The organism is Sphingomonas sabuli (genome assembly GCF_014352855.1).
Taxonomy (GTDB): Bacteria; Pseudomonadota; Alphaproteobacteria; order Sphingomonadales; family Sphingomonadaceae; genus Sphingomicrobium; species Sphingomicrobium sabuli.
Genome location: NZ_CP060697.1, coordinates 874,163 through 888,879, shown reverse-complemented (window position 1 = coordinate 888,879; position 14,717 = coordinate 874,163). Strand labels below are relative to the sequence as shown.

Annotated in this window: 13 protein-coding genes; 5 read left to right on the top strand and 8 right to left on the bottom strand. The window is 64.5% G+C overall.

Annotated elements, in window-relative coordinates; all coding sequences use genetic code 11:
* Positions 1–293: 293 nt before the first annotated feature.
* From H8M03_RS04460 to H8M03_RS04430, 7 genes are all read right to left on the bottom strand, one after another.
* On the bottom strand, positions 294–632 hold the full coding sequence (locus tag H8M03_RS04460; RefSeq protein WP_187480541.1) for a hypothetical protein: 339 nt from the start codon (positions 630–632) through the stop codon (positions 294–296).
* 650 nt (positions 633–1,282) lie between these two features.
* A complete protein-coding gene (locus tag H8M03_RS04455) occupies positions 1,283–1,852 on the bottom strand; it encodes a hypothetical protein (RefSeq protein ID WP_187480540.1) in 570 nt (189 codons plus the stop codon).
* 129 nt (positions 1,853–1,981) lie between these two features.
* Complete coding sequence (locus tag H8M03_RS04450; RefSeq protein WP_187480539.1) at positions 1,982–2,704, bottom strand: hypothetical protein; 723 nt, start codon at positions 2,702–2,704, stop codon at positions 1,982–1,984.
* A gap of 351 nt (positions 2,705–3,055) precedes the next feature.
* Entirely contained in the window at positions 3,056–5,098 is a 2,043-nt protein-coding gene (gene rpoD / locus H8M03_RS04445; RefSeq protein WP_187480538.1) for an RNA polymerase sigma factor RpoD, read from the bottom strand.
* An 11-nt stretch (positions 5,099–5,109) separates the two neighbouring features.
* Positions 5,110–6,963: a DNA primase gene (gene dnaG / locus H8M03_RS04440; protein ID WP_187480537.1), complete on the bottom strand. Its 1,854-nt coding sequence runs from the start codon at positions 6,961–6,963 to the stop codon at positions 5,110–5,112.
* Entirely contained in the window at positions 6,960–7,361 is a 402-nt protein-coding gene (locus tag H8M03_RS04435; protein WP_187480536.1) for a GIY-YIG nuclease family protein, read from the bottom strand. The genes dnaG and H8M03_RS04435 overlap by 4 nt, the downstream gene beginning before the upstream one ends.
* Before the next feature lie 73 nt (positions 7,362–7,434).
* Complete coding sequence (locus H8M03_RS04430; protein WP_187480535.1) at positions 7,435–7,887, bottom strand: GatB/YqeY domain-containing protein; 453 nt, start codon at positions 7,885–7,887, stop codon at positions 7,435–7,437.
* Positions 7,888–7,988: 101 nt separating this feature from the next.
* Here H8M03_RS04430 and carA point away from each other — a divergent pair, with 101 nt between their 5' ends.
* The 5 genes from carA (at position 7,989) to H8M03_RS04405 (ending at position 14,472) form a co-directional block, all read left to right on the top strand.
* Positions 7,989–9,230, top strand: a complete 1,242-nt coding sequence (carA, locus tag H8M03_RS04425) for a glutamine-hydrolyzing carbamoyl-phosphate synthase small subunit (RefSeq protein ID WP_187480534.1) — start codon at positions 7,989–7,991, stop codon at positions 9,228–9,230.
* Positions 9,227–9,946, top strand: coding sequence for a hypothetical protein (locus H8M03_RS04420; protein WP_187480533.1), 720 nt, complete (start codon positions 9,227–9,229; stop codon positions 9,944–9,946). Before carA ends, H8M03_RS04420 begins: the two co-directional genes overlap by 4 nt.
* A complete protein-coding gene (gene carB, locus H8M03_RS04415) occupies positions 9,946–13,260 on the top strand; it encodes a carbamoyl-phosphate synthase large subunit (RefSeq protein ID WP_187480532.1) in 3,315 nt (1,104 codons plus the stop codon). The genes H8M03_RS04420 and carB overlap by 1 nt, the downstream gene beginning before the upstream one ends.
* A gap of 92 nt (positions 13,261–13,352) precedes the next feature.
* Positions 13,353–13,829: a transcription elongation factor GreA gene (greA, locus tag H8M03_RS04410; RefSeq protein WP_187480531.1), complete on the top strand. Its 477-nt coding sequence runs from the start codon at positions 13,353–13,355 to the stop codon at positions 13,827–13,829.
* 16 nt (positions 13,830–13,845) lie between these two features.
* Complete coding sequence (locus tag H8M03_RS04405; RefSeq protein WP_187480530.1) at positions 13,846–14,472, top strand: rhomboid family intramembrane serine protease; 627 nt, start codon at positions 13,846–13,848, stop codon at positions 14,470–14,472.
* Here the strand turns inward: H8M03_RS04405 and H8M03_RS04400 are convergent.
* A complete protein-coding gene (locus H8M03_RS04400) occupies positions 14,469–14,711 on the bottom strand; it encodes a DUF4170 domain-containing protein (protein WP_187480529.1) in 243 nt (80 codons plus the stop codon). The genes H8M03_RS04405 and H8M03_RS04400 overlap by 4 nt on opposite strands.
* Positions 14,712–14,717 lie beyond the last annotated feature (6 nt).

The window sequence follows — 14,717 nt, the reverse complement described above, 5'->3', positions numbered from 1 at the left end:
TGAGAGCCAGCGCATGCCGGCCGGCGTGCGAGCAAGCGGCTTCAGCCGCGCCGCGCGACACGTTCGACGTCACGGGATTTACTCCCGTGACGGCTTTACCGCACGAAAAAGCCAATGGTTGCGGGCCAAGATATCCGGTGAAATTGAGGCAGGGAGGAATTTTGGCGCTCTTGGAACAAAATCTGCAGCATGTTCTTCGTATGCAATACAAAACTCTCGGATTCTGCCGCAATCATAAAAATGGGTAATCAAGCAGGCAACTAACTTTATCGAAGCCTCATCGGATCGCGGGATTATGCATCCTTTGACAGATCCAATCGGCTCCGAAAGTTATGCCACCACGGCACAACCGCATTCAAATCACGAAATGGATAGCGATACCTTTTTCTCAACACCTCTGGCATAGGTATCGAGGATAACATCCAACCATCGTACTTCTCAGTCGCGGCCGCCTTAATAGCAAAACTTAACCCCTCCGTCGTCGTCGTCGTCAGTATGCCTTCCCATTCAGAAACCTGACAAAACACAACCGGGATTTGATCTTTGGGTAGAATACGCGGCTCCTTGGTCAGCGCTAGCTCGCGCGCAACCCTATAAACTTTATCATAAATTGCTCCCGAGCCCATCAGCATCCAGTTGTCTAGCGTCAAAGCCACCCCAACACATCCCGCTTCAAGGTTGTCCGGCGCTATTCCAAGTCTACAATGACACGCAAAGCGTCAAATTTGGAAGACAGCCTTGGCAATGTCATCATAACCCCGCTCTTCTTCGTATTTGTCACTATACTTTGCAGGAAAAGACATACGGGTAGCTTTGCATTCAATCAGGGCCCAACGTGAATTGCTTTCACCAATGAGTATGTCAGGAGTACGTATTTCGCCCTTTGGCGTGGAGTAGCTAAACTCACTCGATGATGGCAATGATTTGTGTGTCAAGTTGAGAAGATTTGCGCAATAGGATTCGAAGCGCTGTCCGATCTCATTTCGAACCTCTCCCCGATCAGAGATTACATCATAAAAGGTTCCAGACGTCAGCCTATGTAATATCAAACTCGGTAGTGGCGAAATGATTTGCTGACCTGTATATCGCAGTTGTAAACATGGAAACTGCCTCAATATACTGGGCCGATAAGCTATCCACGGCCAACCAGTGCGCTGCTTCCTCGCCACCGTTCTTGCTTCATCAATGGGGAGGCTAATTAGGTCGAGGACAGAATCGCGGAGGTGGTTGCTTATGCCGACCTCGCTGAATGGCGTTTTCCGACCAAGCCTAGAAGAACCCATCAAGGACGCGAAATGCAAAAGCCACAATAAGACAAATCATTAAACTCAAATCCGGTTTTATCTATCAAGGCACGTGAACACTCACTCCCGCCAAAAATATAACCCGACCTGTATAAAGCAGTCTTATTGAAGAATCCTGTCTGCCATTCAAATTGTCTACCAGCAATTCGGTACATTTCCTTCAAGACCGGAATACCAGACTCCACATACTCCAAGTTCTCGACTTCTCGGAGGATGTTTACTAAATTTGCGACAGACGCGTAATTTGAACAATTTAAGCTTGGGTTCGGGAAAAATCCAAATCGGCGATATGGCTGAGCTAATGCTTCATTAGCTAGTGTCTCCAGTTCCCAAGGATAGATAGCTGAAGGCGACGGTATCTTTGCACCAATTGCTTCTCTTGGGTAAGAGTAATTCAGAATGGGTCCAGCTATAGCTTCCAGACTGTTTTGAAGCGCGTCTATTGCATAGATCGCTATTTGAAATCGCTCGTCATCTACGGACTGCAAATCATGTTCTAACCTTAGGCGCAGGGTGCACAGCTCTTGGGTTTGTTGATCTTTGAGCATGAGACAATCGCTAATACCCTATTCCGCTAATCGTTATAGTTAATCGAGCCGAGCCCGCGGTGTGTATGCGCCAAACTGCGATAGGCCGCAGGTGTACAAACGGGGCCCGCCGCATTTTCGAAGCCCCCCTCACCTTAAATAATCAATCCTGATCCGCACCCACGACCCCACCAGCTCCTTGCCGTTCTTCCTTGGCGGCCTCACGCGGAATTGCCAGGCGGCCTGGCGGACGGCTCGGGCGAGCTGAGAGCTGGCGGGGCGGCTTTCGATCTCGATGCAATCCTCGACCCGGTTGCCGGGGATGGTGCGGCAGGCGACCAGCCCGGTGCCGGGCTGCGCGTTCTTCGGCAGGTAGCCGCCCAGTTCCGCCGCGGTCGGCTCCCGCGCCCATTCGGCGGCGTAGAGCAGTTCGCCGTTGGGGGCGCGGCCAAGCTCCTCGCTGTCCGACGCGGCGCCGGAGCCCGCGGACTTCGCCATCGCGCCGATATCGGCGGCGGCAAGCTCATCCTTGCTGAGATAGAGGACGTCGACCGGGCGCTGGCGCGACGGGCTGGGCCGGGCCGGCAGCGCGATGCGCGGGCGCGGGGCGACCGGACGCGGCTCGGCCGCCGCGGGGGCGGCGGGGCTGGGCATGGCCCGGCGTGCGGGCGCGGGCGCCGGCGCGGGCGCGGGGGCGTTGATGAAGTCGATCACCAGCGGGTTGACCGCCGGCGCCCCGGGCAGCGGGATCGCGCCCAGCCGCAGCAGCGCGAGGAGCAGCAGCAGGTTGATGCCCAACGCCAGCGCAAGGCCGGTAGCGCGGCGGCTGCGCGGCGGGCGTTCGTGGGACGAGGGGGTACGGTAGGCGGGCATCGCGTCGGTGCTTTCCTACCGGGGTCGGGGGTGAATGGGGAGTGAGCGGCGCTCGACTTCGTCCGGGAGGAGCGGGAGTTTTCGATCAATGGCGGAGGACGTCACGGGGCGGCCCGTGACGTCGATCGACGCGCCTGCGGCGGTCGTCGGCCGCGCGCTGCGTGGTCTCTTCGCGCTGCTTCGGCGACGCTACGCGTCGGCGGCGCTGCGCTCGGCCACTGGGATAGCGTCACGGGGCGGCCCGTGACGTCGATCGACGCGCCTGCGGCGGTCGTCGGCCGGGCGCTGCGTGGTCTCTTCGCGCTGCTTCGGCGACGCTACGCGTCGGCGGCGCTGCGCTCGGCCACTGGGCTATTGATCCAAAAAGCTCCGCATCTTGCGCGACCGCGACGGGTGCTTGAGCTTGCGCAGGGCCTTGGCCTCGATCTGGCGGATGCGTTCGCGGGTGACGCTGAACTGCTGGCCGACTTCCTCGAGCGTATGGTCGGTGTTCATGCCGATGCCGAAGCGCATGCGCAGCACGCGCTCCTCGCGCGGGGTGAGCGAAGCGAGGACCCGGGTGACGGTTTCCTTGAGGTTCGCCTGGATCGCGGCGTCGACCGGGATGACCGCGTTCTTGTCCTCGATGAAATCGCCGAGGTGGCTGTCTTCCTCGTCGCCGATGGGCGTTTCGAGGCTGATCGGCTCCTTGGCGATCTTCATCACCTTGCGCACTTTTTCGAGCGGCATTGAAAGGCGTTCGGCGAGTTCTTCCGGCGTGGCTTCGCGGCCGGTTTCGTGGAGGAACTGGCGGCCGGTGCGGACCAGCTTGTTGATCGTTTCGATCATGTGGACCGGGATTCGGATGGTCCGCGCCTGGTCGGCGATCGAGCGGGTGATCGCCTGCCGGATCCACCAAGTGGCGTAGGTCGAGAATTTGTAGCCGCGGCGATATTCGAACTTATCGACCGCCTTCATCAGGCCGATGTTCCCTTCCTGGATGAGGTCGAGGAACTGCAGGCCGCGGTTGGTGTATTTCTTGGCGATGGAGATGACGAGGCGGAGGTTCGCTTCGACCATTTCCTTCTTGGCCATGCGGGCTTCGCGCTCCGCCTTTTGCACCTGGTTGACGATCCGGCGGTATTCGGGAAGCGAGGTGCCGACCGACTGCGCGATCTCGCCGATTTCGCCGCGGATGCGCTCCACCGTGTCGCGTTCCGACGCGGCGAAGCTGGCCCATTTCTTGTCCTGCCTGGCAGCGTCGTCGAGCCAGCTTTCGTCCAGCTCGCGGCCGGAATAGCTTTCGAGGAAGGCGCGGCGCGGCACGCGGTGGCGCTCGGCCAGGCGCAGCATCTGCCCGCCCAGCGCCATCAGGCGGCGGTTGTGGGCGTACAGCTGGTCGACCAGGGTTTCGATCTTGGCCTGGTGGAACTGGACGCTTTCGACCTCCGCGGTGAGCTGCTCGCGCAGCTTCTGATACTTCTTTTCCTCGTTGGCCGGGAACTCGTCGCCGGTGGCAAGCGCGTCGAGGCGCGCCGACTGCAGCTTGGCGAACTTCTTGAACAGCGCGGTGATGGTGGCGAATTTCTCGAGCGCGGTGGGCTTGAGCGCCTCTTCCATCTGGGCAAGGCTGAGGGCGTTGTCCTCGTCGTCATCGTCGCTCGACTGCGGCTTGGCACGCCGTTCGACCATGTCCTCCTCGTCGTCGGAATCGGCGGATTCCTCCTCCGGCTCGTCTTCCTCTTCCTTGATCGTCGGGCCGGCGGTCTTTTCGGAGATTTCGCCGTCGCCGCTTTCGTCGTCCTCGGACGCGTTGATCTGCTCGGCGGTCGGGCCCTTGGACAGCATCGCCTCGAGATCCATGATCTCGCGCAGCTGCATGGTGCCTTCGTTGAGCGCGTTGGACCATTCGATGATCGCGTTGAAGGTCATCGGGCTTTCGCACAGGCCCCAGATCATCGTGTCGCGGCCGGCCTCGATACGCTTGGCGATAGCGATTTCGCCCTCGCGGCTGAGCAGCTCCACGGCGCCCATCTCGCGCAGGTACATGCGCACCGGGTCGTCGGTACGGTCGACCGCTTCCTTCTTGGTCGCCGCAGCCGGGCGGGGGCCGCCGTCGTCGAGCGGGTCGACTTCGTCTTCCTGCGCCTGCGCGGCTTCCTTTTCCTCCTCGTCGGCCTCGTCCTCGTTCTCGACGACGTTGATGCCCATCTCGTTGATCGCGGACATGATGTCCTCGATCTGCTCGGAGTTCATCTGGTCCTGCGGGAGCGCCTTGTTGAGCTCGTCATAGGTGACGAAGCCGCGCTTCTTGGCGCGCGCGATCAGTTTCTTCACCGACGCGTCGTTGAGGTCGATCAGCGGGGCATCGCCGCTGTCCTGCGGTTCGGTTTCTGCGGTTTCGTTCTTCGCCATCGGGTTCGCCGTTAATCGGTGCCGGCGAGGGACGCCAGCCGTTGCATGATTCTCTCCCGCTCGCCGTGCAGCCGCTGCTGCTCGTCGAACGCCGTGTCTTCGCCGGCCTGCAAGCGCTCGGTGGCCTCGTCGAGAGCCGCACCGATTTCTTCCTCCGCCGAGAGCGCGTCGATCGCGATCCCGAGGTCGCGAACCGCGCGGTCCGGCGCGGTATCGCTGCGGGTGAAGGAAAAGCCGATTCCGCCGGTTTGGCGCGCCTGGTCAAGGGCCGCGGCCGCTCCGGCTGCCTGCAATATGGTGGCGAGCTTCTGCCGATCAAGCGCCGGTTCCGCAAGGGCCGCGTCGACGATGCGGTCGCGCAGGGCCGAGAGGGCCTTGTCGGCGATCGGCAGGTGGGCAAGCTGCTCGACGTGCGCGGGCAGCGCTTCGGGATAAAGCGCGAAGCCGTGGACCAGCGCCCGGGCGGTGGCGGTGTCGATGCCGCCGCGGCCGATGCGGCGGGCGGCGGCGCTGGCCGGCGGGGCCGGGGGGAGCCAGCGGCCGGTGCGCTTGTCGAAGCGGTTCTGCGGGCGCCGCTGACCGGTCGGGGAGGCGTAGCGGACCGCGCCGAATTCGGCGTTGAACTGGTTGAGCCACTGGTCGCGGTACAGGCGGCGAAGCTCCGGATCGCCGATCGACTGGGCATGTTCGACCAGCCGCTGGCGCAGGCCGGCGCGCGCTTCGGGGGTGGTCAGGGGCTGGGCATCGCGTTCGTGCCGCCACAGCCGCTGGTCGAGCGGTTCGGGGCTGGCGAGCAGGTCCTCCACCGCCTGCCGGCCGCCGGAACGGACGAGGTCGTCGGGATCCTGTCCGGCGGGCAGCTCGACGAAGCGCAAGGTGCGCTCGGGGCCAAGGTGGGGCAGGGCGCGCGTGGCGGCGCGGATCGCCGCCTTGCGGCCCGCGGCGTCGCCGTCGAAGCACAGGATCGGCGCGGGTTCGAGCCGCCACATCCGCTCCAGTTGCGCTTCGGTAACCGCAGTGCCGTTGGGGGCGACCACCTCGCCGATGCCGGCCCGGTCGAGGCCGATGACGTCCATATAGCCTTCGACCACGATCAGCCGCCGTGCCTGACGGCTGGCGGGGCCGGCACGGTCGATATTGTAGAGCGTGCGGCCCTTGTCGAAGAGCGGCGTGTCGGGGGAATTGAGATATTTGGGTTCGCCCTCGCCCAGGATTCGCCCGCCGAAGGCGATGACCCGCCCGCGCTGGTCGCGGATGGGGATCATCAGCCGGCCGCGGAAGCGGTCGTAGGTGGCGCGGTCGCCGTCCTCCGGCCGAATCAGCATGCCGGTTTCGACGAGCTTGTCCTCGCCCAGGTCGGCCAGCGCGCGCTTGAGCGCGCCGCGATTGTCGGGGGCGAGGCCGATGCCGAAACGCGTGACCTGCGCCCCGCTGATCCCGCGCGCGGCAAGATAGTCGCGGGCAGCGGCGCCATCGATGCCGTGCAGCTGTTCAGCGAACCAGCGCTGGCACGCGGCCATGACGTCGGTCAGGTCGGCGGCGCGCTCCGACCGTTCGCGGGCCCGGGGATCGGGCGCGGGGACGTCCATCCCCGCCTTGCCCGCCAATTCCTTGACCGCGTCCATGAACGGCAGGCCGCGATTGTCGACCAGAAAGCTGATCGCGTCCCCGTGCGCGCCGCAGCCGAAGCAATGGTAGAAGCCCTTTTCGTCGTTGATCGTGAAACTGGGCGTCTTTTCATTGTGGAACGGGCAACAGGCCTTGAACTCCCGCCCGGCGCGAATGAGCTTCACCGACGGGGCGATGACCGAGGACAGCAAGGTGCGGGCACGGAGTTCGTCCAGCCAGGCGGGGGAGAGGGTCATGGGGTCTGCCCTTCGGTTCCGCGAGAGGGGCTGCGCGTCTCGACTTCGGTCGACACGAACGAAGTTGGTGGAGCCGCAGCAACAGCCCCGTTCGTCCCGAGCGAAGTCGAGGGGCGCTCGTGGGGCGGTCGCGCGAAGTGGGACACGCGAGCCCAGTCACGGGCGATCAACCCTTCCTTCTTTGCACGCGACCAGGGCTTGATACGTCGCTCCGCTTCGAGGGCTTCCAACCGGGACGAAACCGCTTCGCACCAGACCAGTTCGACCGGAAGGCGCCGACGCGTCCAGTCGGACGCCTGGCCGACAATGTGCTGTCCGATTCGGTGATCGAGATCGTCGGTGTGCCCCGTATAATAGGAGCCGTCACGGCATTTGAGGATGTAGACCCAGAACTGCATCAAACCGGTGCCACCGCCCCTCGACTTCGCTCGGGACGAACGAGTCTTACGCGGACTTTAGTCGTGCGGGCGCCTAGCTCAACATCTCCTTGACCAGCGCGCTGGCCCGGGCCGGCTCTAGCTCGCCGCCGTGGCGCGCTTTTACTTCGGCCATGACCTTGCCCATGTCCTTCACCGAAGACGCGCCGGTGTCGGCAATGATCTTCTGCATCGCGGCGCGGGCCTCATCGTCGCTTAGCTGCTTGGGCAGGAAGCATTCGATCACCGCGATTTCGGATTCCTCCGTCGCGGCGCGGTCGTCGCGGCCGTTCTTGCGGTAGACGTCGGCCGATTCGCGGCGCTGCTTGATCATTTTCTGCAGCACTTCGGTGACCAGCTGGTCGTCGTCGTCGGGCGCCTTGCCGGTGCGCGCTTCGATGTCGCGGTTCTTGATTGCCGCGGAAACCAGCCGCAGCGTCGCAGTGGTGTCCTTGTCGCCGCCCTTCATCGCGGTGACGGTGGCGGCCTTGATGTCGTCCCTGATCATTTTTCGTCCCTAACAGGCGTTGACCGCAGCGAGCAATCTCCCTAGCTGCGATGCCTTAGCGACATCGTTGAAACCCACCCTTCGGAAGGCTCCTTTCGCCCATGGCCGACGCCCACTCCACGCGCGCCCCCCAACCCAAGGGGGCGACGGGAGTCGTGGTGTTCGCCGACGGACGGACGATCTGGGGCCGCGGGTTCGGCGCGACCGGCCAGGCGGTGGGGGAGCTGTGCTTCAACACCGCGATGACCGGGTACCAGGAAGTGATGACCGACCCGAGCTATGCGAAGCAGGTCATCGCCTTCACCTTTCCCCATATCGGCAATGTCGGCGCCAACGACGAGGACGTCGAGGCCGCGGAAGCCCATGCGCTGGGCGCGATCGTGCGCGAGCCGGTGACGGCGCCGTCCAATTATCGCGCCGGACAGGATTTCGCCGACTGGATGAAACGGTGGGGGCGGATCGGGATTTCCGGGGTCGATACGCGGGCGCTGACCAAGCTGGTGCGCGAGGAAGGGCCGCCGACCATCGCCATCGCGCATAGCGAGACGTGTGAGTTCGACATCGACGCGTTGCAGCGGATGGCGGCGGAGTGGCCGGGGCTGGAAGGCATGGACCTGGCCAAGGACGTCAGCCGGTTGCAGGTGGAACGCTGGGCCGGCGGCAAGTGGGAATGGGGCAGCGGATATGCCGAGCTCCGCCCCTCGACTTCGCTCGGGACGAACGAGGGCGGGTCCGCGACTGAATCCAAGTCGTTCGTGCCGAGCGAAGTCGAGGCGCGCACCCCCCACGTGGTCGCGATCGATTACGGGTCCAAGCGCAACATCTTCCGCAATTTGAGCGAGGCGGGCGCGCGGGTGACGGTGGTGCCGGCGGCGGCGAGCTTCGACGAGATCATGGCGCATGAGCCGGACGGGATTTTCCTGTCCAACGGGCCGGGCGACCCGGCGGCGACGGGAGAATATGCCGTGCCGGTGATCCGGCAGTTGCTGAACACGGGGAAGCCCTTGTTCGGCATCTGCCTTGGCCATCAGATGCTGGCGCTGGCGGTGGGCGGGCGGACGAGCAAGATGTTTCAGGGCCATCGCGGCGCCAACCATCCGGTCAAGCGGCTGGAGGACGGGCGGGTCGAAATCACCAGCATGAACCACGGTTTCGCGGTCGAGCGCGAAGGGCTGCCGGAAAATGTGCGCGAAACCCACGTCTCGCTGTTCGACGACAGCAATTGCGGGATCGAGCTGACCGACAAGCCGGCGTTCAGCGTGCAGTACCATCCGGAGGCGAGCCCCGGCCCGCAGGACAGTTTCTACCTGTTCGAGAAGTTCGTGGGGATGATGCGGCAGTGACGCTTCACGCGAATTTTCGATCGCTGCTTGCCGCCGGAGCGACCGCGACGCTGGTCGCGTGCGGCAACGGCGCGCCGGGCATCGACAACCGGATCGAGACGACGGAACAGCGCATCAAGCGGCAGAAGGCCGAATATGACGCGTCGCCGGACATTCAGGGCGAGGATCTTCGTCGGCGCCTCAACGCGCTGGGCATCGAGGACGGGTGGATGACCCCGATCACCGAGGATCGTGGCATCGAAATTCTCCAGCTGCGCGTGCCGGCGGCGGCATTCGACCGGCTGGATCATCGCGCGCTTGCCAAGTTGATGATCGACAGCCGCCATCGGTTCGAGTTCGCGGACCCGCGGCAGGTTCGCATCGCGGCACTCCATCACGGCGCCGAGACGCACGAGCGCGACAAGGCCAGGGCGCTCAAAGAACTGGCCGAGCGCGGGCAGATCGACACCTATCCGCGCTATCGCGAGGGCATGGCCATGCAGGCGTTCGCCCCACGCCTCGAGGCATGGTGCGGGTATCGCGAGGAACAGGCGCTGCGCGTCGTCGACGGTGCCTGGGTCGACTACCAGCCGGAAATGGTCGACCTCGCCGCCCGGGACGTCGACGGGCGCGCCACCGCTTCGTTCGACTGCGTGAAGCGGGTCGTCGACGCCACCACCGAATTGCGCCGCCGCTTCATCGGCAATCGCGGCCGCCAGGGAGCCATCGATTACTGATGCCTAAGCGCACCGACATCAAATCCATCCTCATCATCGGCGCGGGCCCCATCGTCATCGGGCAGGCGGCGGAGTTCGATTATTCGGGCAGCCAGGCGGTCAAGGCGCTGAAGGCCGAGGGCTATCGCGTGATCGTCGTCAATTCCAACCCGGCGACGATCATGACCGACCCGGAGCTGGCCGACGTCACCTATATCGAGCCGGTCACGCCGGGCTTTGTCGCCAGCATCATCGAGAAGGAGCGGCCCGACGCGCTGTTGCCGACGATGGGCGGGCAGACCGCGCTCAACACCGCGCTGGCGCTGGCCAAGGACGGGACCTTGGAGCGGCTGGGCGTCGAGCTGATCGGCGCCAATGCCGAAGCGATCGAAAAGGCCGAGGACCGGCAGAAATTCCGCGACGCGATGGACTCCATCGGGCTGGAAAGCCCGCGTTCGGCGATCGTCCATACGCTGGAGGAAGCGAACGCCGCGCTCGACACGGTCGGGCTGCCGGCGGTGATCCGGCCGAGCTTCACTTTGGGCGGGACGGGCGGGGGCATCGCCTATAACCGCGACGAATATGAAGCGATCGTCCGCTATGGCCTGGAAGCCAGCCCGACGACCGAAGTGCTGATCGACGAATGTCTGGTCGGGTGGAAGGAATATGAGATGGAGGTGGTCCGCGACCGCGCGGACAATGCCATCATCATCTGTTCGATCGAGAATATCGACCCGATGGGCGTGCATACCGGCGACAGCATCACCGTCGCCCCGGCGCTGACCCTGACCGACAAGGAATATCAGCGGATGCGGTCCGCCTCGATCTCCGTTCTGCGCGAGATCGGGGTCGAAACGGGCGGCTCGAACGTGCAGTTCGCGGTCGATCCCAAGACCGGGCGGATGGTGGTGATCGAGATGAACCCGCGCGTGTCGCGGTCGTCCGCGCTGGCGTCGAAGGCGACGGGTTTTCCAATTGCCAAAGTCGCCGCCAAGCTGGCGGTCGGCTACACGCTCGACGAGATTAGCAACGACATCACCGGCGGCGCGACGCCCGCGAGCTTCGAGCCGACGATCGATTATGTCGTGACCAAGATTCCGCGCTTCACGTTCGAGAAGTTCAAGGGCGCCGAAGCGGTGTTGTCGACGTCGATGAAGTCGGTCGGCGAAGTGATGGCGATCGGGCGGAGTTTCCCGGAAAGCCTGCAAAAGGCGCTGCGCGGACTGGAGACGGGGCTGACCGGGCTCGACCGGGTGCGCGAGCTTGAAGGGGCGGACGAGGCGCGGATCGAGAATGCGCTGGCGCGGCCGACGCCCGACCGGCTGCTGGTCGCGGCCGAGGCGCTGCGCCAGGGGTTCACCGTCGAGCGGATCAACGCCATCGCCGGGTTCGACCCGTGGTTCCTGAACCAGCTGGCGGCGATCGTGCTGGCGGAAATGGAAGTGCGCACCGCCGGCCTGCCGACCGACGCGGACGGGATGCGGCGGTTGAAGGCGATGGGCTTTTCCGACGCGCGGCTGGCGCAATTGTCGGTTCGTTCGACCGGCGTCGCGACGCCCGGGACGTCGGGACTGGTGCACGACGTGCTCAAGCACCTGACCGGCGGCGTGACCGAGGAGGAAGTGCGCGAGCATCGCGCGAAGCTGGGCGTGCACCCGGTGTTCAAGCGGATCGACAGCTGCGCCGCGGAATTCGATGCGACCACGCCCTATCTCTATTCGACCTACGAAGGGCCGTTGTTCGGCGAGCCGGTCGACGAGGCGGACGTGTCGGACAAGCGCAAGGTGATGATCCTTGGCGGCGGGCCCAACCGGATCGGGCAGGGCATCGAGTTCGACTACTGCTGCTGCCACGCGGCGTTCGCACTGGGCAAGGACGGCGTCGGGCTTGAGACCATCATGGTCAATTGCAACCCGGAGACGGTCTCCACCGACCCGGAGACGTCGGACCGGCTGTATTTCGAGCCGCTGACCGGCGAGGACGTGCTGGAGATCGTCCGCCGCGAAAGCGAGAAGGGCGAACTGCTGGGCGTGATCGTCCAGCTCGGCGGGCAGACGCCGCTCAAGCTGGCGCAGGAATTGCAGCGCGCGGGCGTGCCGATCCTGGGCACCAGCCCCGACAGCATCGACCTGGCCGAGGACCGCGAACGGTTCGCCAAGCTGGTCGGCAAGCTGGGGCTGAAGCAACCGGCCAACGGCATCGCGCGCAGCCGCGACGAGGCGCTGAAGGTCGCCGACCGCATCGGCTATCCGGTGCTGCTGCGGCCCAGCTACGTGCTTGGCGGGCGCGGGATGGAAGTGGTCGACGGGCCCGAGCAGCTGGACCATTATATCGCCACCGCGGTCGCCGTTTCGGGCACGTCGCCGGTACTGATCGACCGGTACCTGCGCGACGCGGTGGAGGTCGACGTCGACGCCATTTCGGACGGCACGGACGTGCGTATCGCGGGCGTCATGCAGCATATCGAGGAAGCCGGCGTCCATTCGGGCGACAGCGCCTGCGCCATCCCGCCGCACAGCCTGAGCGCCGAAGTGGTGGCCGAAATCGAGCGCCAGACCACCGCGCTGGCCAACGGGTTGAAGGTCAAGGGGCTGATGAACGTCCAGTTCGCGGTCAAGGACGGCGACGTCTATTTGATTGAGGTCAATCCGCGCGCCAGCCGCACGGTGCCGTTCGTAGCCAAGGCGATCGGCCGGCCGGTGGCCAAGATCGCCGCGCGGGTGATGGCCGGGGAGACGCTGGACGCGTTCGAACCGTTCGCCCGGGTCATCGACCATATCGCGGTCAAGCAGCCGGTCTTCCCGTTTGCCCGTTTCCCCGGCAGCGACCCGGTGCTGGGACCGGAAATGCGCTCGACCGGCGAAGTGATGGGCATCGACAGCGATTTCGACGCGGCGTTTTCAAAGGGGCTGATCGGCGCTGGCGTGAAGCTGCCCAAGTCGGGCACGGTGTTCGTGTCGGTCAAGGACGGCGACAAGCCGCACATCGTCCCGGCGGTCGAGGCAATGCTGGAGCTTGGCTTCAAGGTCATCGCCACCGGCGGCACCGGCACCTATTTGCGCGACGCGGGGCTGGACGTGGAAATCGTCAACAAGGTGGCGCAGGGCCGCCCGCATATCGTCGATTTGATCACCGACGGGGCGGTGCAATTGGTGTTCAACACCACCGAAGGCTGGCAGTCGTTGAAGGACAGTCATTCGATCCGCGCCACTGCGCTGGGCCGCAAGGTGCCCTATTTCACCACCGCCGCGGCCAGCCTTGCCGTGGCCCGTTCACTGGGGACGTTGCGGGGGCGGGCGCTTGAAGTGCACTCGCTGCAATCCTATTACTCTTAATTCGTGAACTGATTTTCCAATTAGAACCCGTTTCCCAGGCCCCGACGCCATGACGGCGTCGCCGGGACGGTATTGAAGAAAGGCCCGCGATAATGGCGAGCGAAAAAGTGCCGATGCTCCCGGAAGGCCATCGCCGCATCTCCGAGCAGGTGCGCCAGCTCAAGTCCGTCGAGCGGCCTGCGGTGGTCGAAGCGATCGAAGTCGCGCGCGCCCATGGCGACCTCAGCGAAAACGCCGAATATCATGCGGCCAAGGAACGGCAGGGGCAGATCGAGGCGACAATCGCCGATCTCGAGGACCAGCTGGCGCGGGCGATGGTGATCGACCCGTCGACGCTGTCGGGCAAGAAGATCCTGTTCGGCGCGACCGTCACCCTGGTCGACGAGGCTGACAAGACGGTGAAGTACCAGCTGGTCGGGCAGGCCGAGGCCGACGCCAAGGACGGCAAGATCAGTTATAATTCGCCGCTCGGCCGGGCGCTGATCGGCCGCGAAGTGGGCGAGGAAGTCGAAGTGTCGACCCCTTCCGGCGATCATTATTACGAGATCGAAAAGGTCGAGTTCCTCTAGGGGGACGGCGGCCGGCGTGACCTTCCTTCGCACCGCCACCGGGATCATCGCCATCGTCACCGCGCTGGCGTGGCTGCTTGCGGCCGCCACCGGCTACAGCAACACCGCGGCCGTGGCGGCGGGCTTCATTCCCGACCGGCTGAGCGGCATGGTGCTGTTGGGCCCGGCCGTGCCCGCGGTGTTGACCCCGCTCAGTTCGACGCTGGTCCATTCGGGCATCCTGCACCTCGGGCTCAACCTGTTGATCCTGGTGTGGTGCGGACGCGCGGTCGAGCGGGTGCTCGGGTCCGGCGCCCTGATCTTCATCTACGTCGTGTCGGCCTATGTCGCGGCGATGGCCCAATGGGCGGTCGATCCGAACGCGGCGGTACCGATGGTCGGCGCCAGCGGCGCGATCAGCGGGATCATCGGCGCCTTTGCGCTCAGTTTCGGCCAGCAGAAGCAGATCGTCGCGTCGGCGCGGCTCAACCGGCTGCTCAACGCTTTGTGGCTGCTGGCCGCCTGGGTGGTGTTGCAGCTGATGACCGGCATGCTGGCCGGGCTGCAGGGCATGCTGCTGGCGACGCCCGCCCATGTCGGCGGGTTCGTGGCGGGCCTGCTGATGCAGCGCCCGCTGCTGCTGTGGCGTTACCGCAACGCCTAGCCGGCGTTGTCGGCCGACCCCGTGATGCCGTCCGTATCCGGCTCAAGCAGCCGGTGTAGGTGGACGACGACATATTTCATCTCCGCATCGTCGACCGTCAGCTGTGCCTTGGCGCGCCACGCGTCTTCGGCGTCGGCATAGCTGCCGAACAGGCCGACGAGGTCGACGGTGTCGAGATCGAAGTCGAGGCCGCTGGGATCCTTGACCCGGCCGCCGAACACGAGGTGAAGCTTGCTCATCGGCGA